We start from the raw sequence: 24,881 nt of genomic DNA, 5'->3' as shown, positions 1-24,881 counted from the left end.
AAGGGGCAGCCGCGCCTCCACTACATCGTGATAGCAAAATGACCGGGTAGGTCGGAAAAGGGCGAAGCCCGCATTCCGACAAGCGCCGCCGAGACGCATGGCGGAATGCGGCCTACGGCCTTTTCCGCCCTACGTGACGAGGATCGCGGCGAGGTAAGGCTTATTTGCGGCCGGCGCTGATCAGGTATTGCTGCATGGTGGCTTCAGACACCGACGCCCACATGTTCTGATCTTGGCGGAAACGCTGCCACGGTTCGTACACTTTCTTGAACTTGGCGTTCTTGGCCGCTTCTTCAGCCATCACGTCGATTGCCGCCTTGTGGCAGCCAGCCATGATGTCTTTCGAGAACGTGCGCAGCTTGACGCCGTTTTTCAGCAGCCGCGCCAGCGCCGCCGGGTTCTTGGCGTCGTATTCAGCCTGCATCACGACGTGCGCTTCGTAGGTCGCCACTTCCAGCGCCGCCTGGTATTCCTTCGGCAGTTTTTCCCATTCCTTTACGCCCACGTAAAACGAGAAACTCGCGCCGGCTTCCCACCAGCCCGGCGCGTAGTAGTACGGCGCCACCTTGTACAGGCCCAGCTTTTCATCGTCGTACGGGCCGACCCACTCGGCCGCGTCGATGGTGCCTTTTTCCAGCGCCGGATAGATGTCGCCGCCCGCCAGCTGCTGCGGCACCAGGCCCAAACGTTCCATGACCTTGCCGGCAAAGCCGCCCACGCGCATCTTGGTGCCCTTCAGGTCGGCCACGGTCTTGATCTCCTTGCGGAACCAGCCACCCATCTGCGTGCCGGAATTGCCGCCCAAGAAGTTGACGATGCCGTAGCCCTTGAAAAAGTCGCGCATCAATTCCTTGCCGCCGCCCTGCTCGTACCACGCGGTATGCTGGCGCGACGTGAGGCCGAACGGCACCGCGCAATCGAAGGCGAACGTGGCGTCCTTGCCGAAATAGTAGTACGACGCGCTGTGGCCCATTTCCACCGTACCGGCCTGCACCGCATCCATCACTTGCAAGCCGGGGACGATTTCGCCCGCAGCGAACACACGGATGTTGAACTTGCCGCCGGTCAGTTGCGAGACGCGCTTGGTGAGCGTGTCCGACGCGCCGAAGATGGTGTCCAGCGTTTTGGGAAAGCTGCTGGCCAGGCGCCAGTTGATGGTGGGATTGGCTTGCGCAATGCTGGGGGCGGCGATGATGCCGGCCGAGGCGCCGACGGCAGCCTTGGTGATGAAGGAACGGCGTTGCATGTAGAAGTCTCCGTGTTGTTGTGGTTGCCCGGCCTAGTGTATGTTTGACTGGGCAACCATGCAACGTTTTTAACTCCCGCCGACCACCATCTTTTCGATCAGGATGGAACCGGTGACCTTGCTACCGCGCGTCAAAACGTCGTTGCCGACCGCAACGATCTGCTGGAACATGTCTTTCATGTTGCCGGCGATGGTGATTTCCTCGACCGGATACTGGATTTCGCCATTCTCGACCCAAAAGCCGGAGGCGCCGCGCGAGTAGTCGCCGGTGACGTAGTTGGTGCCCTGCCCCATCAGTTCGGTCACCAGCAGGCCGCGGCCCATCTTGCGCAGCATGCCGGCGAAGTCGTCGCTGCGTTTGGTGGCGGATGAGGACAGCGTGAGGCCATGCGCGCCGCCAGCGTTGCCGGTGGTTTGCATGCCCAGCTTGCGCGCCGAGTACGACGACAGGAAGTAACCTTGCACTACGCCGTCCTGGACCACATTGCGGCGCACGGTGCGCACGCCTTCTTCGTCAAACGGGGCGGCGCCCACGCCGCCAACAACATGCGGGTCTTCCAGGATCTGGATGTGGGGCGCAAAGGCGGCCGTGCCGAGCGAATCGAGCAGGAAGCTGGACTTGCGGTACAGCGAGCCGCCCGAGACCGCCTGCACAAAAGCGCCCAGCAAGCCGGTGGCCAGCGGCGCTTCGAACAGTACCGGGCAGGTGCGGGTGTCAAGTTTGCGCGCATTCAGGCGCGCCAGCGCGCGCTCGGCGGCATAGCGGCCCACGTGCTCCGGGTCGGCCATGTTGCGCGCGTCGCGCACCGAGGTGTACCAGTCGTCGCGCTGCATTTTTGCGCCCTTGCCGGCAATGGGCGCGACCGACAGGGTGTGGCGCGAGAACGGATAGCCGCCGATGAAGCCGCGCGAATTGGCCGCCACAAAATGGGACTGCTGCGCGTGCACGCTGGCGCCTTCGGAATTGGTGATGCGTTTGTCCACGCCAAAGGCGGCAGCTTCGGCGCGCTGGGCCAGCGCCACCGCCTGCTCGGTCGTCACTTGCCAGGGGTAGCACAGGCGCAGGTCGCGCGGGGCCATCTCGAGCATGTCGGCGTCGGCCAGGCCGGCGCAGTCGTCTTCGGCCGTGAAGCGGGCAATGTTGTAGGCCGCCTCCACTGTGGCGCGCAGGGCAGCGGTGGAAAAGTCGGAGGTGCTGGCATTGCCGCGCTTTTGGCCGCTGTAGACCGTCACGCCCATGCCCTTGTCCTTGTTTTGCTCGATCGTCTCGATCTGACCCTTGCGCACCGAGACCGACAGGCCGCTGCCTTCGCTGATTTCGACCGCGCAATCGGTGCCGCCGATCTGCCTGGCAAAGGCCAGCACGTCGCGCGCCAGCTCTCTGAGCTGATCCTGGGTATGGATGAAAACGGATTCGGTCATGGGTGTTTTCTTCGACTGTGCGGTTAAAAGGGTATGATAGCAGTCGTTTACAGTTTTCACCGGTCGGCCTTGCGCCTATCGGATCTATATCATGCCAAATCCTAATCGCGGTGCCTGCGGGTTCCAATCCTCCGAATTCGAACAAGAGTACGAGCGGCCTTCCAAGTCCGAACTCAAGCGCCAGATGAGCGACTTGCAAAAGCTGGGCGAAGAGCTGGTCGCCGAAGCGCGCGACCGCGTCAAGCGCGTACCGATGCCGGAGGACGTGCGCGATGCGATTCTGATGTGCCAGACGATTACCAATCACGAGGGCCGCCGGCGCCAGATGCAGTTCGTCGGCAAAAAAATGCGCACCCTCGACGAAGCTGAAATTGCCGTCATCCAGCAGACCATCGACAGCTGGAAAGGCATGTCCAAGGCCGACACCGCCGCCCTGCATGCGCTCGAGCGCCGCCGCGACAAGCTGCTGGCCGACGACAAGGCGCTCACCGTCTTGCTGGCCGAGCATCCGGAACTGGACGTGCAGCACCTGCGCACGCTGATCCGCAATGCACGCAAGGAGCAGGCCGAGAACAAGCCGCCCAAGGCCTATCGCGAAATTTACCAGATCCTCAAGGACCTGGCCAAGAAGGGCAAGGCCGGCGCAGCATCTGCGGCCGCAACCGACGCCGACGCCGAGCTTGACGATGACGAGTCCGGCGATGCCTGATTTGGCCGGCGGCGTGACGGCCGAACCGGTGGCCGAACTGGTGATCGGCCTGGTGTCGGTCTCGGACCGCGCCAGCGCCGGCGTCTATCAAGACCAGGGCTTGCCGGCGCTGGCCGACTGGCTGGCCGCCGCCCTCGCCTCGCCCTACCGCATCGAACAGCGCTTGATTGCCGACGAGCGCGCGCAGATCGAAGCGACGCTGATCGAACTGGTGGACGTGGCCCGGTGCGACCTGGTCTTGACCACCGGCGGCACCGGACCTTCGCGGCGCGACGTGACGCCCGAGGCGACGCTGGCCGTGGGGACGCGCGACATGCCCGGCTTCGGCGAGCAGATGCGCCAGATCAGCCTGCAGTTCGTGCCGACCGCGATCCTGTCGCGCCAGACGGCGGTGATCCGCGAGATCGACGGCCACGCGGCGCTGATCATGAATCTGCCCGGGCAGCCCAAGGCCATCAAGGAAACGCTTGAAGGTTCGAAGGACGCCGACGGCAAGCAAATCGTACCGGGCATTTTTGCCGCCGTGCCGTATTGCGTGGACCTGATCGGCGGTCCGTACATCGACACCCATGCTGCCGTGTGCAAGGCGTTCCGGCCCAAGTCGGCGCTGAAAGCGCAGATAAGCGCGCAGTCTACCAATTGAAAAACATGAGCCAACTACTCGACAATATTGAAGTGGAAAGCGCGCCCAATCCGACGGTCGCGATCATCTGGATGCACGGCCTGGGCGCCGATGGCAACGACTTCGTGCCGTTCGTCAAAGAGCTCGACCTGGCCGGTCTGCCGGCGATCCGTTTCGTGTTCCCGCATGCGCAGACCATGCCCGTGACGGTCAATGGCGGCTATGTGATGCGCGCCTGGTACGACATCATGGGGCAGGATCTGGTCAAGCGCGAAGATGAAAAGGGGCTGCGCGCGTCGCAATTGCAGGTCGAGGCGCTGATTGCGCGCGAGAAGGAACGCGGCATTCCAGCGGGCCGGATTATCCTGGCCGGGTTCTCGCAAGGTTGTGCGATGGCCTTGCAGACCGGCTTGCGCCACCCTGAAAAACTGGCCGGACTGATGTGCCTGTCGGGGTATGTGCCGCTCGCGGCCAACCTGTCCAATGAGCGGCATGACGCCAGCGTGGCCACCCCGATCTTCATGGTGCACGGCGTGCAGGATGGTGTGATTCCGATTGCCCGCGCCGAGCAGTCGCGCGACTTGCTCAAAGCGCTTGGCTACCAGGTCGAGTGGCACGAATACATGATGCAGCACTCGCTGTGCCAGGAAGAAGTCGACGATATCGGCGCCTGGCTTAAAAAAGTATTGTTGGCCTGATTAAAAACGTAGGGCGGAAAAGCGATCGCGCATTCCGCCATGCCGGCGTTACGAAGGCGCACCCGTCGGCGGAATGCGCTTCGCTTTTCCGCCCTACGATGAACACTTACACTGAAAGCAGCAAATGAAAAAAACCGGAATGGCAAAGAGCGACGCCAAAAAATTGATGGGCAAGATGGCAGCTCCCGGCGCCGCCGTATTTGGCAACGCGGGCAACGCCGGCAACGCCGGCAACGCCGACAACGCCGTCGTCGACCGCAAGGAATTGCGCGAGCGCGAACGCGCCCTGGGCCTGGTCCCATTTGCCGTCAAGCTCAATGCAGACCTGGTCAAGCAGCTGCAGGAACACGCCAAAACGGCCGGCGTCGACTTGAACGAAGCCGTTGCCAGCCTGCTCGTCAAAGGCCTGGCCTCGTAAGCCGCGCTTGAAAACCATCGTCCTTGGCGGCTATGGGAACTTTGGCAGCCGCATCTGCCGCGCGCTGGCCAACTGGCCGGGGATCGAGCTGGTCGTCGCCGGGCGCAGCGGCGTCAAGGCGGCCGCGCTGGCCGCCGAATGCGACGCCGCTTCGGCCGTCATCGACATCACCGACGAACACCTCGGGCGCACACTGACCGCGCTCGGCGCCGAGCTCGTCATCCATACCGCAGGTCCGTTCCAGGAACAAGGCTACGCCGTGGCGCTGGCCAGCGCTGCGGCGGGCGCCCATTACATTGACCTGGCCGACGGACGGCGTTTCGTGTGCGATTTTGCGGCCACGCTGGACCCATGGTTCCGGCGCCAGGGCCGCAAGGCCGTCACCGGCGCCAGCACCGTGCCCGCCCTGTCGTCGGCGGTCATCGATCACCTCACCCAGGGCTGGCGCAGCGTCAGCGAGATTGACTACTGCATCGCGCCGGCGCAAACGGCGCCGCGCGGGATCGCCACGATGGCCGGCGTGCTCAGTTACTGCGGTGCGCCAATCGAAGTCTGGCACGGCGGGCGATGGGAGACGCAGTACGGGTGGTGCGCACCGAGCCGGGTGCAGTTCGCGCGTCTCAAGCCGCGCATCGGGGCGCTGTGCGACATTCCGGACCTTGAGCTGTTCCCTGCGTATTACAAGGGCGTGCAGTCGGTGATGTTTCGGGCCGCGCTGGAAGTGGGCGTCAGCCAGCGGGCTCTAGCAGTCATCGGGGCCTTGCGGCGCTGGGGGGTGATTTCCCGGCCTGAAGGCCTGGCTGGCTTCATGGACCGCGCCGCCGATCTGCTGGACCCGTTCGGCAGCGCGCTGGGCGGCATGGTGGTGCGCGTGCGCGGGGTCGATGGCGCGGGCGTGGCCGCTTCCCTGGCATGGCACATTGCGGCCGACGACGACAACGGTCCCGAGATCCCGTGCATGCCGGCGATCCTGCTGGCGCGCCGGCTGGCGGCGGGGGCGCCGTTCGAGGCGGGTGCGTTCACCAGCATCAGCCAGCTGACGCTGGCCGAGTTTGAACCGGAGTTTGCAAAATGGAATATGGTGAGCGAGATTGTCGCCAATAACGATGCATTGAAAGGGGAATGAGATGGCCAAGAAAGAAGAACTGGACGAAGAAACACTGGCATTGATTCACTGGTGTATTGAGGTGGAAGGTTTTCTGGTGAAGGGCGGCGCCACGGTCAAGCAGGCGCAGGATCATATTGAAGAGCAGGTCGAGTGGTTTACCGACCAGTTTTATGATGGGTTGACGCCTGAGGAAGCGGCCAAGGAAGCGCTGGCTTAGCAGCGTCGTCCTCGCGGACGGCTTGGCACTGCGAAGGGCTGTACACCGTAGGCCGTAGGTCGGAAAAGCGCAGCGCATTCCGACATTGCCAGCGTCAATGTGACGCATGCAGTGTCGGAATGCGCTGCGCTTTTCCGACCTACGGGGTAGCTGACTTTTTTTCGATTGCCGGCAGATGGGGCGGCCCTTATAGGACTCCTCATCGATTATTTGCTTTCCACACGGGAAATATCAAAAGTCCCCGGTCCTTCTCAGATTATTGTCAACTGTCAATAATTTCGAGCGAGGAACGTCATGAGCCGCATCATGCACCGCAGGCTGGGGGACAAGCCGCCGGTCGCCATCAGCGCGCAGGGAATGCTGGTGCGCGACAGTCTCGGCAACACCTATATCGACGCTTGCGGCGGCGCGGCCGTCTCCACGCTCGGCCACGGCCACCCCGATATCCTGACCGCGATCCACCGCCAGATCGACCGCAACGCCTACGCCCATTCCGCCTTTTTCACTACCGACGTGGCCGAGGAACTGGCCGAGCGCCTGGTAGCGGGCGCCCCCGAGGGCTTGAGCGAAGTCTACCTGGTCTCCGGCGGCTCCGAGGCGATGGAGACCGCCCTCAAGCTGGCGCGCCAGTATTTTGTCGAGAGCGGTGCCAGCGAGCGCACCGTGTTCATCGCGCGCCGCCAGAGCTACCATGGCAATACGCTGGGCGCGCTGGCCGTGGGCGACAGCGCCTGGAGCCGCCACCAGTTCGCGCCGCTGCTGATGGACGTGCCGCGCGTGGCCCCGTGCTACGAATACCGCGACCGCGCCGAAGGCCAGTCGCGCGAGGATTACACGCTCGCGCTGCTGCAGGAACTCGAAGCGGCGATCCTGGCGGCCGGGCCGGGAAAGGTGATCGGCTTTTGCGCCGAGCCGGTGGTTGGCGCCACCGGCGGGGCGATCGCGCCCACGGCCGGCTACTTTCGCGGTGTGCGCACGCTGTGCGACAAGTACGGCATTTTGCTGATCGCCGACGAGGTCATGTGCGGCATGGGCCGCACCGGCACCATGCACGCGCTCGAACAAGATGGCATCTCGCCCGACATCGCCGTCATCGGCAATGGCCTGGGCGCCGGCTACCAGCCGATCGGCGCGGTGCTGGCACGCGGCGCGCTGGTCGAGCGTTTGCGCAGCGGCAGCGGCGTGTTCCAGAACGGCCACGCCTACACCGGCCATCCGGTGGCTGCGGCGGCGGCGCTGGCCGTGCAAAAGGTGATCGAACGCGACGACCTGCTGGCGGCCGTACGCCAGCGCGGCGAGGCGCTGCGCCGCATGCTGCGCGACGCCTTTGGCAGCCACGAGTACGTAGGCGATATTCGCGGCCGCGGCCTGTTCATGGCGCTCGAACTGGTGCGCGACCGGGTGTCGCAAGCGCCTTTCGATCCCGCGCTCAAGGTGCACGCGCTGATCAAAAAGCAGGCCATGGCGCGCGGCTTGATGGTGTATCCGGGCGGCGGCACGATCGATGGTCTGCATGGCGACCACGTCTTGATCGCGCCGCCTTTTATCGCCACCGATGCCGACCTGTCGGAGATCGTGTCGCGCCTCGCCGACGCGATCAACGCGGCGTTGCCGGGAGCTAAGCTTAAGCCGCAGCCGGGGTGGTAGCGTGCTCTGCGGCCCCCGCCGGCGGTGAGTCGACTACAATGCCTGTTCTTGTCGCGTGTGTGCATTCATCGCATTCGTCGCATTCGTCGCACTCGTCGCGTTCGTCGCCTGCAAGGCCCTTGCATGATCGAGCGCGATTGTCGACAAGACGAAAGCGCCCATTGATGTATCCCAAAGAGTATTTTGTTGAGCAATTCGCCGACCTCGACACCGAGGCCTTGCTTTTCAAACTGTCCGGTGACTTAGCCGATAACGCACGCGACGCCGTCGTGACATTGCTGGGACAACGCGGCATCACGGCAGGCCAGCTCGACGCCCGAACCAAGGCGACGCAAAAGGCCAACATCCGGCGTCCCCGGGGCACGATCGAGTGCGATTATTGCAGTAACAGTGCAAAGAAAAAACCACTTTTCGACCAGGGGCAACGGTTTTGCTCGGCAGACTGCCTGCATGCCGCGCGCATCAGCGAAGCGGCAGTCGACCTCAGCGCGGGGCAGATCGGCGCGCTGGCAATGCGCTCTGGTGCCTGCCCCGACTGCGGCTCATCCGAAAGCGTGATTGAAATTCGTTATCATTACCGCGTGGTGTCCGCCCTTTACTTCACCAGCTATCAACGGAAAAGCCGCTTTTGCTGCGTTGCCTGCGGGCGCAAACAGAATTTCAAGTCTTTCCTGTTTACCTTTTTCTTGGGGTGGTGGGGCGTGCCCTTCGGGCTGATCATGACGCCAACGTATTTGATCGCCAACCTTGGCGAGCTGTGGGAGCAGCGTTCGGGAGGAGAACCGTCCGAAGACCTTGTAAGGCTTGCCAAGTTCCAACTTGCGGAAAAAGCCTACCGCTTGAATTACCGCTGATCACGCCGCCCGTTCGCGCCCGAAAAATCACCGCGCCAATCTGGCGGCCCTGGCCTTGCATACGCGACAGTTCCTAATGCCAAGCTGTTGCAGCAGCAGCATGGCAGCGCCGCCGCAATCGCTCGTGCGTTTTGTCGAATCCAATGTCTCGTTTTGTCGCATCCGTCCCATGCAACGTCTTGTTTTCGCGTGCAGCGCAAAACGCGACAAGGCGACCGGCAAACTCGACAAAATGCGACATCAAACGAGACAAAACGCCCGAGGGCGCGCACAGGGCACTCCACCCCGGACACGCCCAACTTGCGGCTAATCTATTTTATATATTCAAGCCTTGCTGTACGCCAGCACCTCGGCCTGCTGCTCGCCCAGGCCGGCAATTCCCAGCCGCAGCTTGTCGCCTTTTTTCAGGAAGCGCTTGGGCGTGCGCGCATCGCCCACGCCCGGCGGGGTGCCGGTGGCGATGATGTCGCCCGGCTCGAGCGTCATGAAGCGCGACACATAGCTGACAATCTGCGCGACTGAAAAAATCATCGTCTCGGTGCAACCGGTCTGCATGCGCTTGCCGTTCAATTCCAGGTACAGGTCCAGGCGCTGGACGTCGATGACTTCGTCGCGGGTGACCAGCCACGGGCCGACCGGGCCGAAGGTGTCGCACCCCTTGCCCTTGTCCCATTGCGGGCCGCGCTCCTTCTGGTACTGCCGCTCCGAGACATCGTTGACGACGCAGTACCCGGCCACATACGCAAGCGCGTCTTCTTCGCTGACGTACTGCGCGCGCGTGCCGATCACCACCCCGAGTTCGACTTCCCAGTCGGTTTTTTTCGACCCCTGCGGCAGCATGACCGGGTCGTCCGGCCCGTTCAGGCACGTGATGGCCTTCATGAAGATGATCGGTTCGGTCGGAATCGGCGCGCCCGTCTCGGCCGCGTGATCGGCGTAATTGAGGCCGATGCCGATGAACTTGCGCACGCCCGCCACCGGCACGCCGAGGCGGGGATTGCCGCGCACCAGCGGCAGCGTCTTGTAGTCGACCTTGGCGAGCTTGCGCAGCGCCTTCTCCGACAGTAGCGATGGATCGATATCGGCGACGATGCCCGACAAGTCGCGCAGGCGACCTTCTTCGTCGAGCATGCCGGGTTTTTCTTTGCCAGGGCGGCCGTAGCGGACCAGTTTCATTGTGGGGTTTCCAATCGCGGTGCGTGAATATACTGTCGTGTACACATGGGCACTACCGTGCACGACCGCGATTGTAGCGTACCGGTCTACCTGGCGGGCGTGACGCGCCACACCGCGTTGCCCACGTCGTCGGCCACCAGCAGCGCGCCCGCCTTGTCGACTGCCACGCCGACCGGGCGTCCGTAGGCATCTCCAGCCTGGTTGACAAAGCCGGCCAGCAGCTCGATCGGCGCACCATTCGGCTTGCCGTTGGCGAACGGGACGAACACCACGTTGTAGCCATTGAGCGGCGTGCGGTTCCACGAGCCGTGCTGGCCGACAAAGGCGCCGCCGGCGAACTGCGGCGGGAACAGCGTGCCCTCGTAGAACACCATGCCCAGCGGCGCCACGTGGGTGCCCAGCGCGTAGTCGGGCGCGACGGCCTTGGCCACCAGGTCGGGGCGCGGCGGCTTGACGCGCTCGTCGACATGGTTGCCGTAGTAGGAGTACGGCCAGCCGTAGAAAGCACCGTCGCGCACCGACGTCAGGTAGTCGGGCACCAGGTCGCTGCCCAGTTCATCGCGTTCGTTCACCACTGTCCACAAGGCCCCGCTTTGCGGCTGCCAGCCCATGCCATTGGGGTTGCGCAGGCCGGACGCGAACAGGCGCGTGGCCTTGCTGGCCAGGTCGATTTCGACAATGGCGGCGCGCCCCTGTTCCTTGTCGATGCCGTTTTCGGCGACATTACTATTCGAGCCGACGGTGGCGTACAGCTTGGCGCCGTCCTTGCTGGCGATGATGTTCTTGGTCCAGTGGTGATTGAGCGTGCCGCCCGGCAGCGGGGCCACCGGCACCGGCACGGCGGAGATCGCGGTCTGCCCGGGCGTGTACGGGAACGCGACGACGGCGTCGGTGTTGGCCACATACAGCGTGGAGCCGACCAGCGCCATGCCGAACGGCGAATTGAGTCCCTTGATGAATTCAGTCTTCACTTCGGCCACGCCGTCATGGTCGGCGTCGCGCAGCAGTACGATGCGGTTCGGGCTGGGCACCGCCGCTCCCGCTTTTTTCATGACCTTTCCCATCACCCAGCCCTTGATGCCCTTGCCTTCGTCGGGGCGCGGCGGCGCGTTCGTTTCGGCCACCAGCACGTCGCCGTTGGGCAGTACGTACAGCCAGCGCGGATGGGTCAGGCCAGTGGCGAAAGCGGCCACCGCAAAGCCGCTGGCCGCGCGCGGCGTGACGCCGGCAGGCCAACCCTTGGCGGGCGCGATATCGACCGTGGGAATGAGGCTTTTAACGGGCTGGGGCAGCGCCGGCGCGGGCCCGGTGCTGGCCACCGGCGGCAGCATTGCCTTGTCGGCGCAGCCGGCCAGCGCCAGCAGAACAGACGACATCAGCAGCAGCGGGACTGGACGGGTGCGCAAGGTGAAAACGGTAGACATTGAAAACTCTCCTGGTAGGCATCTCTGCGGAGAATTCTAGACCATTTGCGCATTCGGCAACGCCGCCTACGGCGCGCCATCTTTACGCCGTACTTTGTTCGCGCCCGCGTCCTGCCAGCCCGGCAGGCATGCAGGGCAAGGCCTCGTCCGCGCAGGCCAGGTCCGCCAGCGGCTGCAGTTGCTGGCGAAAGCGGCGCAGGGCGAACAGCACCAGTCCTGGCACCTGCAGCGCAATCAGCACCACAAAGGCGGCCCGGTATGCCTGCGCCGGATAGTGGCCCAGCGCGTCCGGCGTCCAGCAGTTGAGGATCTGGCCAAAGCCGCCCTGCACCACGCAGGCGCCGGCGAAAATGAGCATGTTCAGGCAGGCGGAGGCGCGGCTGCTCAGCGCCGCCGGCATGCTTTGCGCGACCAGCGTGTATTCAATGCCGGTGATGGTGCCGATCAGCGCGAACAGCACCGCCAGCAGCGGAAAGCTGGGCGCAAAGCCGATCGCCATCGCCCCTTGCAGCAGCAAAAACAGGCCGACCCCGATGGCGGCCACGTCATGCGGGCCGATGCCGCGCCGCCCGGCCCATTCGGTGATGATGCCCACCCCGATGGCGCCGAAAATCACGGCCGCCATGGTCAGGTACAGCAGGAAGGCAACCGAGGAATTGGACATGTGGCCAACGTCGGCCAGCCAGCGTCCGATCCACAGTCCCTGCAAGCCCAGGAAGATCGTATGCGAGGCCAGCACCAGCGCGATCACCCGGCGAAAACTCGGATGGCGCCATACTTCGGCCAGCGCGCGCCCGGTTGGCAGCGCGGCCTGCGCCGGTTTGACGAAGGTGCGCGGCGTGACAAACCAGATCAGCAGCGCGACGGCGGCGGTGACGGCAGCGAGCAGCGTAAACAGCGCGCGCCAGTCGGTGTAGTCGAGCACCAGGCGCACCGGCAGCGTGGCCGAAGCCGCGCCCAGCCCGCCGGCCGCCATCAGGTAGCCGTGTAGCGAAGGCAGCTTGCTCGGCGGCAGCCACGGCGCGATCCCCTTGACCCCGGCCAGCAGCGTGCCGCCCACCCCGAAGCCCATGATGAAACGCGCCACCATCAGGTCTATGTAGGAGCGGCCATGCGCGAACATCAAGGTGCCGCAGGCGGCCAATAGCAGCAGCACCAGCAGCGTCTTGCGCGAGCCGTGGCGGTCGATGGCGGCGCCCACCGGCAACTGCGCCAGCACCACGGCAAAGTAAAAGGCGCTGGTCAGCATGCCCAGCTCGGCCGTGCCCAGACCAAGCGAATCGACCAGGTAGGGCGCCAGCACGGCGTTGGCGTTGCGCAGCAGCAGCGACAGGAAGTGGCCCAGCGCGAACGGCAGGAACACGTAGAAAAAGATGCCGAGGCCGGCGGGGCCGGCGCCTTTGTGCGACTCGGGAAACGCGGTGGGATCGGTCACGGTGAACTCCTGGGAAGTAGCGCCCTGGGGCGGTTTTTGAACAACGGGAAACCGACGTTGTGAATAGGGACGTTACTAGCTTTCAGGAAATTCTAATTGCTTGGAATCAACGTAAGTAGTAGCCGCAGTGCTCTTGCGTAACCGCAAGTTGCGTACAAGCAGCAAGCGTACATTGGGAATGCACCTGAGCAATATTGGGCCACATAAACTTACAAAGGACACTCACATGAAACAGCTCGTTCACTTTAGCGCCGCCTGCCTCTTGCTCGCGTCAAGCCTGGCCGGCGCCACCACCGATCCGACCCCGCGCGACGCTGTCGCGATGGTCGAAAAAGGCGCCGCCATGGTCAAGATCAAGGGCAAGGATGAAGTGATCCGGCGCATCGCAGCCAAGGACCCGACCTTCATCAACGGCTCGCTTTACCTGTACGTGCGCGACCTGAAAACCGGCGTCGTGCTGGCCCATCCGATCAACCGCACCATCGTTGGCAAGGACTTGACCGACGTGCCCGACACCAACGGCAAAACCTACCGGCGCGAAATCCTGCAGGTCGCCGCCAAGCAAGGCAAGGGCTGGGTCGACTACACGTACAAAAATCCCGAGACCGGCAAGATCGAGCCAAAAACCACCTACTTGCTGCGCGTGGACGACATCGTCCTCGAAGCCGGTATCTACAAGAAATAAGCCATGAAAACCCTGATCCTGGCCGCGATGCTCAGCCTGGCTGCGGCCGCCAGCATGGGCGCGAGCGCCCCGCCCGGCGCCGCGTCCCGCGCCAATCCGGCCTTCAAGGAGGAAGAGGCGCGCCTGTTGACCAAGCGCGCCGCCGTCATCGTCGACGCCATGGGCAAGGAAGAAATGATGATGCGCATTCACTCGGCCGATCCGGCCAAGGTGAAAGGCACGCTGGCGGTGACGATGCGCGACCTGTACACCGGCGTCGTGCTGGCCCACCCGCGCGGACCCAAGTTCACCGGCAGCGACAATGCCGGCCTTGACCCGGCCACGCGCTTTCATCCGCGCGACGTGATTGAGCTTGCCAAGTCCAGCGGCAAGGGGCGCGTGGGCGACACCTGGGTCGAGCGGGTCGGCGACGTGGTCCTCGAGGCCGGGATTCAGGACTGAGCACGCACTGACCACCCACGGACCACGGACCGGCCACGCAGCACCAGGGGAGCGCCATGCTGAACAAACTTCGGATCGGACCCAAGCTGCTGCTTGCCCCCGGCGTGGTGCTCGCCCTGCTGCTGCTGCTGGCGGGCCTGGCCTGGTACGGCATGGTGCGCCAGCATGCCTCGCTCGAGAACATGGTGCAGGTACGGGCCGCGCGCCTGAAGGCGGTCGCCGACATCGCGGCCGACGCCAGGCAGGCGCACGCCAGCACCTGGCAGCTGCTCGCGTGGATCAACGGCAGCTTTGCCCGCGAGCGCCTGGACGCGCTGCGCGCTGACATCGCGCGCCGCCACGCCGCGCTGGGCGGCGCGCTGGAGGCCCTGACGCACGTGGCCGCGCCGGCCGAGCGCGACATCGCCGCCGCCAGCGCGGCGGCCCTGGCTGCATACAGCGCCAGCACCGCCGAAGCGATCGAGTTGGCGCTGGCCGACCAGTCGCTGGCGGCGAACGCCATGCACAAGGCCGAACAGCAGTTCGGTGCGCTCGAAGCCAGCGTCGGGCAACTGGCGGCACTCGAAAAAAAACTGAGCGAAGAAGGCTACCAGGTCGCGGAACGGGAATTTCGCCAGCTGGTGCTGGGCATGGCGCTGCTGGTGCTGGCCTCGATTGCGCTCTCGCTGCTGGTGACGGTGCAGGTGCGGCGCGCCATGCTGGACGATATCGGCGCCATTGCCGACACGGTCGACGCCTTGGCGCAGGGGCGCCTGGCCGCCGGCGCGGCGCGCGCCGGGCGCGATGAAATCGGCGACACGGCGCGCGCCCTCAACCGCACCATTGAGCGCCTGGGCGGCACGCTGCGCGCCATCCTGGACGGCGTGCATGCGATCGACAGCGCCGCGCACGATATCGCCGGCGGCAACCACGACCTGTCGGCGCGCACCGAGCTGCAGGCCGGTTCGCTCGAAGAAACGGCCGGCGCGCTGCAGGCGCTGACCGGCGCGGTGACCGACAACGCAGCCAGTGCGCGCCGCGCCAGCGACCTGGCCGCGCGCGCCGCGCTGCTGGCCGAAGGCGGCGGCGGCGCCGTGCAGCAGGCGGTTATCACGATGGACCAGCTGAAAGCCAGTTCGCACAAGATTGTCGAGATCATCGGCGTGATGGACGCGATTGCGTTCCAGACCAGTCTCCTGGCGCTGAATGCGGGCGTGGAAGCGGCGCGCGCGGGCGCCCATGGTCGCGGCTTTGCGGTGGTGGCGACCGAGGTGCGCACGCTGGCGCAGCGTTCGGTGGCGGCGGCCGGACAGATCAAGACCTTGCTGGCCGCCTCGGTGGCCAGCATCGACGCCGGCAACGCGGCGGTCAACGCGGCCGGCGCCGGCATGGGCGAGGTGGTGGCGTCGGTGCGGCAGGTGAACGACATTATCGGCGCCATCAGCGCGGCCAGCGCCCAACAGGCGGCCGGCATTGCCGAGGTTAATCTGGCGCTGGTGCAGATGGACGGCATGACGCAGCAAAACGCGGCATTGGTCGAACAGGCCGCTGCCGCTGCCGCCAGCTTGCACGAGCAGACGGCGAACCTGGCGCACGCGGTGTCGGTGTTTCGGATTGGCGAGGCCGAGACCGGGCCAAACTGCCATCCTGAAAACCCCACTGAGGCAAGGGGCAAAGCGCCCCCGGCACGCACCGCACCGGAACGGCGCGCGAGCGCCAGTCCGATGCGCGAGCGCACCGCGCGCGGCCTGCCCTACCGTCCCGGCCTGGACCAACCGTCCGGCCGCCACGAAGCTTGAACGCGCGCGTCAGCGAAACGGGCGGCTCATGAAACGCGAGCCGGCCAGCCCGAAGCGCCAGGGCACCTCGAGCGCCTTGGAAATGCCGATCCGCGGACCGGCCACCACCAGCGCGGCGCCTTCGCCCTCGTGCGCCACCAGCGAAAACGGCGCCTGCGACAAGGCCGCGCCGTTCAGCGCCCGCGTCACCCCCAGGGCTTGACACAGCTTGCCCGGCCCCGAGCACAGCAAGCCGACCGCGTCCACCCCGCGCCGTTCGCGCATCAGATCGAGCCCGGCCAAAGGTTCAAGCGCGCGGATCAGCACCCCGGCCCCGTGGCCTGCTTCGCGGCAGACGAAATTGAGGCACCAGTGGATGCCGTACGAGCGGTAGACATAGGCGTGGCCAGGCGCGCCGAACATGGCGCCGTTGCGCTCGGTCGGCCCGGCAAAGGTGTGCGAGGCGGGGTCGCTCTGGTCGTAGGCCTCGGTTTCGACGATGCGCCCGCCCACGCCATCGACCAGCACCACGGCGCCGATCAGCTGGCGCGCCACGGTCTGCGCGTCGCGCGAGAAATCGATTCCAGCAATGAGCTTGTTCATGGGCCAATTCTAGCCAAAAAGCAGCATTGCCCGCCGCACAAGAAGCCAGGCGCGTTCCCGCAAAAAACTATTTTGCCTTAGTGCAACTTTGACGGGAGTAGTTTATAGTCGGCTTCTGCGCGTTTTCATGCAAAGCCAAAACCCAATGAGCAACCTAGCCGTTTGCGCAAGTTCGACCGCCGACCCGGTCGACGCGCTGATCAAGTCGATCCGGATTCCGCCCCGTCCCAGCCTGCTGTGCGACCTGCAGCGCGAACTGGGCGCCGACGAGCCTGACCCGCTCGCCATCGGGCGCATTATCGGGCGCGACGTCGGCATGTCCGGCGCCCTGCTCAAACTGGCCAATTCCTCGTTTTATGGCGGCAAGCGCCAAGCCAAGTCGGTCGACCAGGCCATCATATTGCTCGGCATCAACCAGGTCGCGGCCTTGATGACGGGCCTGCTGGCGCGCCAGGCGATCGGCGCCGACAATGCCGCGCTGGCCAGCTTCTGGGACCTGTCGACCCGGCGCGCGCAAGCGATGGTGATGTTGGCGCGCCGCCTGCGCATCGGCGCACCGGACGTGGCGCATACCTTCGGCCTGTTTTGCGACACCGGCGTGCCGCTGCTGATGGCACGCTTTCCCGACTACGCAGCCACCTTCGCCGAAGCGGCGCGCGACCCGCTGCGAGCGTTGACCGCGCTCGAGGACGAGCGCCACAGCACCAACCACGCCGCCATCGGTTGCCTGCTGGCGCGCAACTGGGGCTTGTCGACCGAGGTCTCCTGGGCCATCTTGCACCACCAGGATTACGCGGTGCTGGAAGACACGGCCACCGACGACGGCGTGCGTTCGCTGGTGGCGCTGTCGCTGCTGGCCGAAAGCGCGATCCAGCAATACCAGGGCATGCCCGGTTCGCTCGAATGGGACAAGGGAGGCGCGCGCGCCTGCCGCTACCTCGGCTTGTCGAGCGGGGAAACGGCCGATCTGCTCGACGAACTGCACGACTGCTTTCATGGCGAACACTAACAACCCATTTGACATCGCCGGCAAGCGGGACAATACTGGACTGATGCACATGTGGAGGGCTCGACATGCACATTTTGACCCGCACCCTGATGGCCAGCCTGGCTTGCCTGCTGGGCGGCCGCGCCAGCGCTCCCGAGGCGCCGCCCGCACCCGGCCCAAGCGCGCTGGCCGACCTGTTAACCGATGCGCGCGTGGCGCCAGCGTCGGCCCCGGCCACGGCGGCGGGCCTGTTCGCCATGAGCGGACCGATGCTGGAATTTTTCAACAGCAAGCAATTCCAGGACGCGCTGCACGCGCGCGGGCCTGAATTGGGTTTGGTCGACGCCCTGTACGCGAAGAAAAGTTTAAAGCTCGAGTATGACGACAGCACCACGCGCGACGCCGTCGCCACCTTCGCCGGCCGGCGCGGCAATTGCCTGTCGCTGGTGATCATGACCGCCGCCTTCGCCAAGGCGCTCGAGCTGGAAGGGCCGCGCGCGGCCGTGCTGCAAGAGCCTGGCTTTACCGCCGCCCACAACACGCTGAGCGTTGTGTATTACACGCGCGGCGACAGTGCCATGTCTGAACGGGTGTTCCGGCGCGCACTCGCGCGCACACCGGCCGACCCGATGCTGATGAAAAATCTGGTGCCGGTGCTCGACCGGCTGGGCAAGGTGGCCGAAGCGCGCGCCCTGGCAGCGCAGCTGGCCGCACGCGATCCGGAGCCGCCCCTGTATTTCTTCGAGGCGGGGATCAAGGCGATGGAAACGGGCGACTTCGCCGCAGCGAAAAAGCTGTTCGCGCGCGAAACGACGCGCTCGCCCTTCAACCATAAGTTGCATTACTGGCTGGGCCTTGCCCACATGCGCCTGGGCGAGACGCTCGCCGCGCGCAAGGAAATGGCGACCGCCTTATCCTACGGCAGCGGCGCCCAGGACAAGCGCCGCTATTTCGCCAAGCTGGCCCACCTGCGCTCGCTCAATTAGTGCTGTTTGGGCACAATGCTGTTTGTGCTCAGCGCTGCTGGTAGCGGTTGGCCATCTCGTTGCCGAGGTAGCCGCCGCCGATGATGCCGGCCACCGTCGCGAGCTTCTTGCCATTACCCCCGCCCACCTGGTTGCCGAGCAGGCCGCCAATAACGGCGCCGGTACCGATGCCCACATAGTTAGGCTGGCGCGGCTGCGGCGCCGGTGCCTGAGCCTGGTAGCTCGGGCTGTTGCTGTAGTGACGGGTACGCTGCGGCGCGTCGCGGTACACCACGCGGGTACGCTGGGGTGCATCGCGATAGACCACACGGGTCTTGGGCGCTGCCGCGTGGACGCGCGGCGTCGGCTCGGCCAGCACTGCCGATGCAGGCGCCACCAGCGTGTTGACCGGTACTGCCAAGGGCTGCGCGGCGAGTTGGCGCTGCGCTGCCAGGGCCTGCTGGGCTGCCAGCAATTGCTGGGCTTCGAGCAATTGCTGCGCTGGCGTGGCGGTGACGACGGCTGGCGCCGACTGCAACTGCGCCGATTGGAACTGGGTCGGTTGCAGCTGGGCAGTCTGGGCCTGCGAATTGGGCAACCAGCCGGCGATCGCTGCAGTGCCGACGGCGCTGATGGTGATGACGGACAACGCCGCGGCTGCCATCAATGGGTGAATCCGGCTTGCTGTGGTGATCTTTTCCATGGTCTGCTCCTGTGCTGTGAATGTGTCTGCATGACCACCTTAACGGCGCGCTGCACGCAAGGCTAGGGCGATGCTGTATCAATCGTAAGCAGATGTAATCGATAAAAGACTCAAGGCAACTGCTGCAGTTCACAGCAACTGCTGCCAGCGTTCCAGTTTTTGCTCGAACGACATGGCGGCCAGCGCAGGCGAGGTCGATGGCAGGATCAGCGTGCGGTAGCCGGCGGCGGCAAACTGGGGCGCAAACTTGCCCGAGGTCTGGCCATTAAAGCCGACCACGGCCAGCTGCGGACACAGCGCGCGCAGCCGCGTAAAATCGTTGGCGGCCGGATGGCGGATGCGCGCATCGAGACTGCCCTGCCGCTCGCACGCCCCCAGCACGTCCCACAGGCCGACACCGTGCTTTAGCAGGCGCGCCAGACGCTCGGCGTACGGCAGCGCCGCCAGCGGTTCGCCGGTCAGCGCCGCCAGGATCGGCCACAGCGCATTGCGCGGGTGCGCGTAGTACTGGCCCGCGGCCAGCGAAGCGGCGCCGGGAAAGCTGCCCAGGATCAGGATGCGGGTGTGGGCATCGATGACGGGCGCCAGGCCGGTGAGCGCGGTGGGAGGGATGATCATGGCGCCGATTCTAACTTCCGGCGCCCCGCCCCGGTGTAAAATCGGCAAGCAACCCTACAACAAAAATGCCCAGTTCGGAGACCCGCTCACCATGACCACCACCGTACAGCCGCGCACCATCGACACCCTGTTGGCCCAATACGGCGAAAGCCACTTGAACCATACCAACGAGCTGATCCACTTCGTGTGCGTACCCGTGATCGTCTTCACACTGCTCGGCATGATCTGGGCCTTTCACCCGCTGGCGGCGGTGACGGTGGCGGTCATCGCGCTGGCCTACTATGTCCAGCTTTCCAGGCCTTTCGCGCTGGGCATGCTGGTGATGTCGGGCCTGATGCTCGGTTTGCTCAGCCTGATGCCGCGCCAGACCGTGCTGCCGCTGTCGATCGGGATCTTCATGCTGGCTTGGATCGGCCAGTTCATCGGCCACAAGATCGAAGGCAAGAAGCCATCCTTCCTGGAAGACCTGCGGTTTTTGCTGATCGGACCGCTGTTCGTGCTCAGCTTCCTGTACCGGCGCCTGCATCTGGCGTGGTAGCACCTGATCCTACTCACCGAACCCGTGCGCCTGTGGCGCTGCGTGCAGCGCCGGATCGGCCTGCATCAAATCGAGGACCAGGTGCGCGCACAGTGCCACGTAGGCGACCAGCACGGCGGTTTTCAGGTGCAGCAGCGGTTTCATGATCATTCCCCAAGAGAGCAACCAGCGTAGCGCCTTTCGCCTGGCGCACGCGCGGGAACGGCGCCGTATTGACGATGGTCAAGGCCGGAACGGCGCACTGTCGCTTTCGCGCAATGTTCAGCAGGAAACATCGAATCACCGTATACTTTCGCGATGTCCTCTCCCCTTCTTTTTGCGATTGCCTCCCTGATCTGGGGCTCCACCTTTTTTGCCATCACCTACCAGCTGGGCGAAGTCGCCCCTGCCGTGTCGGTGGTGTACCGCTTTGCGCTGGCTTCGGCTGCGCTGTTTGCCTGGTGCCTGCTGCGCGGGCAGAGCCTGCGCCTGCCGCGCCCGGCCGTGCGCTGGGTGCTGCTGCAAGGTTTGTTCACCTTCGCGCTGTCGTATGTGTGCACCTATACGTCTGAGCAATACCTGGTCTCGGCGCTGGTGGCGGTGCTGTTCGCGCTGATGGTGTTTTGGAACCCGCTGTGCAGCCGCCTCGCCTTTGGCACCCCGGTCGCGTGGCGCACCTGGGCCGCCGGCATGGTCGCCGTCAGCGGCGTGACCATGCTGTTCTTCCACGCCATCGCCGACGGCTGGGGCGAGATCGTGCGCGGCGGCGCCGGCACTTTTTTGTTCGGCCTGGCGCTCGCCGTCACGGCCACCATCGCCAGCTCGGCCGGCAACGTGGTGGTCAGCAAGATCCGCGAGCAGTCGTCGAACTTATTCCTGACCATGGCTTGGTCGATGTTCTCCGGCACTGTCATGGTGGCACTGTACGCCCTGGCGACGGGCCAGCATTTCACGCTACCCCAGGCGCCGCGTTACTGGGCCGCGCTGCTGTATTTGTCGCTGTTCGGCTCCGTGATTGCGTTTGCCGCCTACTTCACGCTGATCAACCGGATCGGTTCGCAAAAGGCTGTGTATATCGGCGTCGTCACGCCGGTCATCTCGCTGCTGCTGTCGATGCAGCTCGAACATTACCGCCCCGGTCCGCTCGAGTTTTCCGGCATGTTCGTGTGCCTGGCCAGCGTGGCCTGGGCCGTGCGCACGCCCTCGCCTACCCTCCAAGCAGCAATCAACCTGACCACCTACCCCGAGGTACCATGACTACCAACACTTTTACGATCCGCCCGGCCCAGCCAGCCGACGTTGCCCACATTCACGCCATGATCGTCGAACTGGCCGTGTTCGAAAAACTCGAACACCTCGTCATCGCCACCGAAGCCATGCTGCACGAAGGCTTGTTTGGCGCGCGCCCGGCGTGCGAAGCCATCATGGGCGAAGAAAACGGCGAGATCGTCACCTTCGCCCTGTTTTTCCATAATTTTTCAACTTTCCTCACCCGCAAGGGACTGTATCTGGAAGACCTGTACGTCAAGCAAGACCATCGCGGCAAGGGTTATGGCCGCCAGATGCTCGTGGCGCTGGCGCAGCTGGCCGTCGAACGCAATTGCGGCCGCTTCGAATGGTCGGTACTGGACTGGAACGAACCGGCGATCAATTTTTATAAAGGGATGGGCGCCGAGCTGCTGCCTGACTGGCGCATCTGCCGCGTGGCCGGTGATGCGCTGGACGTACTGGCCAAAGGCTAAAAAGAAAAAACCCACGGGCATGCAATGCGCCGTGGGTGAACCCATGTGTTTAAGATGGGGAGGGGAGATAGAGGCTGGTCTACGTCTTCTTGCTCGTCCCAGTAATAATTACCCATCCGAAAAACGGTCCTTTGTTATTGCGCAAAGGTGCCTCATGCGCGGCGCATTGCAAGGCGTTCCACCCCTTCAAACAAAGCTTGCGTCAGCAAGGCCAGCAGCGCCGCCGGAATCGCACCCGCCAGCAACATGGCGTTGTCGTTGAGCGCCAGGCCGATCGTGATGCGCTCGCCATAGCCGCCGGCCCCGATAAAGGCGGCAATCGTTGCCGTCCCCACGCTCATGACCGCCGCCGTCTTGACGCCCGCCAAGATCACCGGCAGCGCCAGCGGCAACTCCACATGCAGCAGGCGCTGACCAGGGGAAAGCCCGAGCGCCTGGGCCGCCAGCCGCATGCCGGCCGGCACGCCCAGGATGCCGGTGCAGGTATTGCGCACCACCGGCAGCAGCGCATACACGACCAGCGCAATGAGCGCCGGCACGCTGCCTATCTTGCCCAGCAAGGAAATCAATATCGCCAGCAAGGCCAGCGACGGCACGGTCTGCAGCACGCCCGCCGCGCCCAGCACAACCTGGCGCAGGCGCGGCGCCAGTGCGGCCAGGATGCCCAGCGGAATGCCGATCAGGCAGGCCAGCACCACGGCCGCGGCCACCAGCAGCAAGTGCTGGCGCGTCAACGTCCACAGGTCGGGGCCGAACAGTTTATCCATCAGGCCGGCGCGCACGGCACTGTTCGTGGCGACGGTCGGCGCCAGCCACGCAGCCGCGACGCTGGCAAAGCTCTTGCCTTCCAGTTCGACCGCCGCGTTCATCGCGATCATCCGGTCCGCCGTCATCCGCCCTTCCAGGGCGCTGATGGCGCGCCAGGCTGCGGGAAAGCGGGCCGGCGCATCGAGCCGGTACAGCAGCACGGCGTCGTAGCGCGGAAAGTACGCCAGGTCGTCCTTCAGCACGCGCAGCTTGTAGCGCGCGATTTTTGCGTCGGTGGCGTAGATGTCGATCACGTCGACCTGGCGCTGGTCCAGCGCTTCGTAGGCGATGCCGTGATCGAGCCCGCGCGGCTGCTGGCGCAAGCCGTAGCGCTGCGCCAGGCCCGGCCAGCCGTCGGCGCGGCCGATGAATTCGTGCGACAGGCCAAAGCGCAGCGGCTGGCCCGCCAGTTGCGACAGCGTTGTGACGGTGCTGTCGGCGCGCACGGCCAGTGCGTACGTGTTGTTAAAGCCCAGCGGCACCGCCACGCCCAGGCCCCACGGCGCCAGTGCCGCGCGCATCGCCGCCAATGAAGTCGGCTTCGGGTTTTTTAATATCTCCAGGTCGATCGTGCCCAGGTATTCCGGATACACGTCGATGCTGCCGGCGCGCAGCGCGGCCAACACGATGGCCGTATTACCCAAGCCCTGGCGATGCTCGGCCTTGCCATGCGCGGCGGCGGTCTGGGTCAGCACCTCGCCCAGCACGTAAGACTCGGTAAAGCGCTTGGAGCCCACGTGCAGCACGTCGTCGGCATGGGCCGAAGCGAGGCCGAGCCAGCCAAGCAGGCACAGAGCGATAAAAGTGATTGTGGCGCGCACGCACGCTCCCGGAAAAATTAACCGGGCAAGCTTACCACCGGATCGCGCAGCACGCCGGCGCTGACGACGCCGCGGCACGGGTTCAGGCCGATCGCGTACGACAGGTCGGCCGGCCGCGCAATGTCCCACAGCGCAAAGTCGGCGCGCTTGCCCACTTCCAGCGAGCCGATGTCCGCCGCGCGCCCGAGCGCGCGCGCCGCGTGGATGGTGGCGCCGGCCAGCGCCTCCTGGGGCGTCAGGCGCCACAGGGTGCAAGCCATGTTCATCGCCAGCAGCAGCGACGTCATGGGCGAGGTGCCCGGATTGCAGTCGGTGGCCACCGCCATCGGCACCCCGGCCGCGCGCAGCGCGGCAATCGGCGGCGGCGTGGTGTCGCGCAAAAAATAGTAAGCGCCCGGCAGCAGCACGGCTACCGTGCCGGCAGCGGCCATCGCGGCAATGCCATCTTCGCCCAGGTGCTCCAGGTGGTCGGCCGACAGGCCCTTGAAGCGCGCCACCAGTTCGGCCCCGCCCTGGTCGGACAGCTGTTCGGCATGCAGCTTGACCGGCAAGCCGTGTGCGCGCGCCGCCTCGAATACGCGCCCAGTCTGGGCGTTGGAAAAGCCGATGCGTTCGCAAAACGCGTCGACCGCGTCGACCAGCCCGGCCGCGGCGAGCTGCGGCAGCATGTGCTCGCAAATATGGGCCACGTAGTCGTCGGCGCGGCCGGCAAATTCGGGCGGCAGCGCGTGCGCGCCAAGGAAGGTGGTAACCACGTTCACGGGCAGCACCTGCCCGACGCGGCGCGCCACGCGCAGCATTTTCGCTTCGGCCTTGATCGTCAAACCGTAGCCGGACTTGATTTCAAGCGTGGTCACGCCTTCGGCCAGCAAGCTGGCAATGCGCGGCAAGCTTTGGCGCAGCAGGTCCTCGTCGCTGGCCGCGCGCGTGGCGCGCACGGTGGACATGATGCCCCCGCCCGCGCGCGCAATGTCCTCGTAGGTGGCGCCGTTCAGGCGCGCTTCGAATTCATCGCTGCGGTTGCCGGCATGGACAATATGGGTGTGGCAATCGATGAGACCGGGCGTGAGCCAGCACCCACGCCCGTCGTGCACCACGGCCGCAGGCGGCGCTGCAGCCCCCAGGCCGATCCAGGCAATGCGCCCGTCGCTTACGCCAATGGCGCCGTCGCGCAGTTCGCCATAGCCGCCGGCCATGGTTGCCAGCTGCACGTTGGTGAACAGGCTGTCCAAGCCGGTCTCGAACGGCCGCGCCATCG

At 65.1% G+C, this 24,881-nt stretch carries 27 protein-coding genes; 16 read left to right on the top strand and 11 right to left on the bottom strand.

What is annotated here, in order from left to right:
- Nucleotides 1–160 precede the first annotated feature (160 nt).
- Complete coding sequence (locus tag ACP7BV_RS12500; RefSeq protein WP_426104153.1) at nt 161–1,246, bottom strand: TRAP transporter substrate-binding protein; 1,086 nt, start codon at nt 1,244–1,246, stop codon at nt 161–163.
- 69 nt (nt 1,247–1,315) lie between these two features.
- The gene (pmbA, locus tag ACP7BV_RS12495; RefSeq protein WP_426104152.1) at nt 1,316–2,668 is read right to left on the bottom strand and encodes a metalloprotease PmbA; all 1,353 of its coding nucleotides are present in this window, start codon (nt 2,666–2,668) and stop codon (nt 1,316–1,318) included.
- 91 nt (nt 2,669–2,759) lie between these two features.
- On the opposite strand from pmbA, the gene yjgA reads away from it, so the two are divergent.
- The 8 genes from yjgA to ACP7BV_RS12455 all read left to right on the top strand — a co-directional run bounded on the left by yjgA (nt 2,760) and on the right by ACP7BV_RS12455 (nt 8,941).
- Nucleotides 2,760–3,377, top strand: coding sequence for a ribosome biogenesis factor YjgA (gene yjgA / locus ACP7BV_RS12490; RefSeq protein WP_426104151.1), 618 nt, complete (start codon nt 2,760–2,762; stop codon nt 3,375–3,377).
- Nucleotides 3,370–4,020, top strand: a complete 651-nt coding sequence (mog, locus tag ACP7BV_RS12485; protein ID WP_426104150.1) for a molybdopterin adenylyltransferase — start codon at nt 3,370–3,372, stop codon at nt 4,018–4,020. The genes yjgA and mog overlap by 8 nt, the downstream gene beginning before the upstream one ends.
- 5 nt (nt 4,021–4,025) lie before the next feature.
- Nucleotides 4,026–4,697 carry an alpha/beta hydrolase gene (locus ACP7BV_RS12480; RefSeq protein ID WP_426104149.1) on the top strand — a complete coding sequence of 224 codons (672 nt, stop codon included), beginning with the start codon at nt 4,026–4,028 and terminating at the stop codon, nt 4,695–4,697.
- Between the two features lie 124 nt (nt 4,698–4,821).
- Complete coding sequence (locus ACP7BV_RS12475; protein ID WP_426104148.1) at nt 4,822–5,115, top strand: hypothetical protein; 294 nt, start codon at nt 4,822–4,824, stop codon at nt 5,113–5,115.
- Nucleotides 5,116–5,122: 7 nt separating this feature from the next.
- A complete protein-coding gene (locus ACP7BV_RS12470) occupies nt 5,123–6,241 on the top strand; it encodes a saccharopine dehydrogenase family protein (RefSeq protein ID WP_426104147.1) in 1,119 nt (372 codons plus the stop codon).
- A 1-nt stretch (nt 6,242) separates the two neighbouring features.
- Nucleotides 6,243–6,440, top strand: a complete 198-nt coding sequence (locus tag ACP7BV_RS12465; protein WP_426104146.1) for a hypothetical protein — start codon at nt 6,243–6,245, stop codon at nt 6,438–6,440.
- Nucleotides 6,441–6,734: 294 nt separating this feature from the next.
- A complete protein-coding gene (locus tag ACP7BV_RS12460; RefSeq protein WP_426104145.1) occupies nt 6,735–8,087 on the top strand; it encodes an aspartate aminotransferase family protein in 1,353 nt (450 codons plus the stop codon).
- A 164-nt stretch (nt 8,088–8,251) separates the two neighbouring features.
- Entirely contained in the window at nt 8,252–8,941 is a 690-nt protein-coding gene (locus ACP7BV_RS12455) for a hypothetical protein (RefSeq protein ID WP_426104144.1), read from the top strand.
- 324 nt (nt 8,942–9,265) lie between these two features.
- Here the strand turns inward: ACP7BV_RS12455 and ACP7BV_RS12450 are convergent, their stop codons facing one another.
- The 3 genes from ACP7BV_RS12450 to ACP7BV_RS12440 form a co-directional block, all read right to left on the bottom strand.
- A complete protein-coding gene (locus ACP7BV_RS12450) occupies nt 9,266–10,117 on the bottom strand; it encodes a fumarylacetoacetate hydrolase family protein (RefSeq protein ID WP_426104143.1) in 852 nt (283 codons plus the stop codon).
- 86 nt (nt 10,118–10,203) lie between these two features.
- The gene (locus ACP7BV_RS12445) at nt 10,204–11,541 is read right to left on the bottom strand and encodes a PQQ-dependent sugar dehydrogenase (protein WP_426104142.1); all 1,338 of its coding nucleotides are present in this window, start codon (nt 11,539–11,541) and stop codon (nt 10,204–10,206) included.
- Nucleotides 11,542–11,623: 82 nt separating this feature from the next.
- Nucleotides 11,624–12,976 (bottom strand): MFS transporter, encoded by a 1,353-nt coding sequence (locus tag ACP7BV_RS12440; protein ID WP_426104141.1) that lies wholly within the window; start codon nt 12,974–12,976, stop codon nt 11,624–11,626.
- 226 nt (nt 12,977–13,202) lie between these two features.
- Between ACP7BV_RS12440 and ACP7BV_RS12435 the strand changes: the two genes are divergently transcribed.
- From ACP7BV_RS12435 to ACP7BV_RS12425, 3 genes are read left to right on the top strand one after another with little or no spacing between them, the layout of a single operon-like run.
- Nucleotides 13,203–13,661, top strand: a complete 459-nt coding sequence (locus ACP7BV_RS12435; RefSeq protein WP_426104140.1) for a cache domain-containing protein — start codon at nt 13,203–13,205, stop codon at nt 13,659–13,661.
- 3 nt (nt 13,662–13,664) lie between these two features.
- Nucleotides 13,665–14,102 carry a cache domain-containing protein gene (locus ACP7BV_RS12430; protein ID WP_426104139.1) on the top strand — a complete coding sequence of 146 codons (438 nt, stop codon included), beginning with the start codon at nt 13,665–13,667 and terminating at the stop codon, nt 14,100–14,102.
- 56 nt (nt 14,103–14,158) lie between these two features.
- Nucleotides 14,159–15,880, top strand: a complete 1,722-nt coding sequence (locus ACP7BV_RS12425; protein ID WP_426104138.1) for a methyl-accepting chemotaxis protein — start codon at nt 14,159–14,161, stop codon at nt 15,878–15,880.
- A gap of 9 nt (nt 15,881–15,889) precedes the next feature.
- On the opposite strand, the gene ACP7BV_RS12420 is transcribed toward ACP7BV_RS12425, so the two are convergent.
- On the bottom strand, nt 15,890–16,462 hold the full coding sequence (locus tag ACP7BV_RS12420) for a DNA-3-methyladenine glycosylase (protein ID WP_426104137.1): 573 nt from the start codon (nt 16,460–16,462) through the stop codon (nt 15,890–15,892).
- 145 nt (nt 16,463–16,607) lie between these two features.
- Here ACP7BV_RS12420 and ACP7BV_RS12415 point away from each other — a divergent pair, with 145 nt between their 5' ends.
- A complete protein-coding gene (locus ACP7BV_RS12415; RefSeq protein ID WP_426104136.1) occupies nt 16,608–17,471 on the top strand; it encodes an HDOD domain-containing protein in 864 nt (287 codons plus the stop codon).
- 65 nt (nt 17,472–17,536) lie between these two features.
- On the top strand, nt 17,537–18,436 hold the full coding sequence (locus ACP7BV_RS12410; protein WP_426104135.1) for a tetratricopeptide repeat protein: 900 nt from the start codon (nt 17,537–17,539) through the stop codon (nt 18,434–18,436).
- Nucleotides 18,437–18,464: 28 nt separating this feature from the next.
- On the opposite strand, the gene ACP7BV_RS12405 is transcribed toward ACP7BV_RS12410, so the two are convergent.
- Together ACP7BV_RS12405 and ACP7BV_RS12400 are read right to left on the bottom strand one after the other, a co-directional pair.
- Nucleotides 18,465–19,118, bottom strand: a complete 654-nt coding sequence (locus ACP7BV_RS12405; RefSeq protein WP_426104134.1) for a glycine zipper 2TM domain-containing protein — start codon at nt 19,116–19,118, stop codon at nt 18,465–18,467.
- Between the two features lie 129 nt (nt 19,119–19,247).
- The gene (locus ACP7BV_RS12400) at nt 19,248–19,736 is read right to left on the bottom strand and encodes a DNA-deoxyinosine glycosylase (protein ID WP_426104133.1); all 489 of its coding nucleotides are present in this window, start codon (nt 19,734–19,736) and stop codon (nt 19,248–19,250) included.
- A 91-nt stretch (nt 19,737–19,827) separates the two neighbouring features.
- Between ACP7BV_RS12400 and ACP7BV_RS12395 the strand changes: the two genes are divergently transcribed.
- Nucleotides 19,828–20,274 (top strand): DUF962 domain-containing protein, encoded by a 447-nt coding sequence (locus ACP7BV_RS12395; protein WP_426104132.1) that lies wholly within the window; start codon nt 19,828–19,830, stop codon nt 20,272–20,274.
- 9 nt (nt 20,275–20,283) lie between these two features.
- On the opposite strand, the gene ACP7BV_RS12390 is transcribed toward ACP7BV_RS12395, so the two are convergent.
- Entirely contained in the window at nt 20,284–20,418 is a 135-nt protein-coding gene (locus ACP7BV_RS12390; RefSeq protein WP_426104131.1) for a hypothetical protein, read from the bottom strand.
- Nucleotides 20,419–20,571: 153 nt separating this feature from the next.
- Between ACP7BV_RS12390 and ACP7BV_RS12385 the strand changes: the two genes are divergently transcribed.
- Nucleotides 20,572–21,510 (top strand): DMT family transporter, encoded by a 939-nt coding sequence (locus ACP7BV_RS12385; protein WP_426104130.1) that lies wholly within the window; start codon nt 20,572–20,574, stop codon nt 21,508–21,510.
- Nucleotides 21,507–21,995, top strand: coding sequence for a GNAT family N-acetyltransferase (locus ACP7BV_RS12380; RefSeq protein ID WP_426104129.1), 489 nt, complete (start codon nt 21,507–21,509; stop codon nt 21,993–21,995). Before ACP7BV_RS12385 ends, ACP7BV_RS12380 begins: the two co-directional genes overlap by 4 nt.
- A gap of 152 nt (nt 21,996–22,147) precedes the next feature.
- On the opposite strand, the gene ACP7BV_RS12375 is transcribed toward ACP7BV_RS12380, so the two are convergent.
- Nucleotides 22,148–23,623: a glycine betaine ABC transporter substrate-binding protein gene (locus tag ACP7BV_RS12375; protein ID WP_426104128.1), complete on the bottom strand. Its 1,476-nt coding sequence runs from the start codon at nt 23,621–23,623 to the stop codon at nt 22,148–22,150.
- Between the two features lie 17 nt (nt 23,624–23,640).
- A complete protein-coding gene (gene hutI / locus ACP7BV_RS12370; protein ID WP_426104127.1) occupies nt 23,641–24,879 on the bottom strand; it encodes an imidazolonepropionase in 1,239 nt (412 codons plus the stop codon).
- Between the last annotated feature and the right edge of the window lie 2 nt (nt 24,880–24,881).

The organism is Massilia sp. TSP1-1-2 (genome assembly GCF_049896185.1).
Taxonomy (GTDB): Bacteria; Pseudomonadota; Gammaproteobacteria; order Burkholderiales; family Burkholderiaceae_D; genus Telluria_A.
This window is presented reverse-complemented; position numbering and strand designations above follow the sequence as displayed.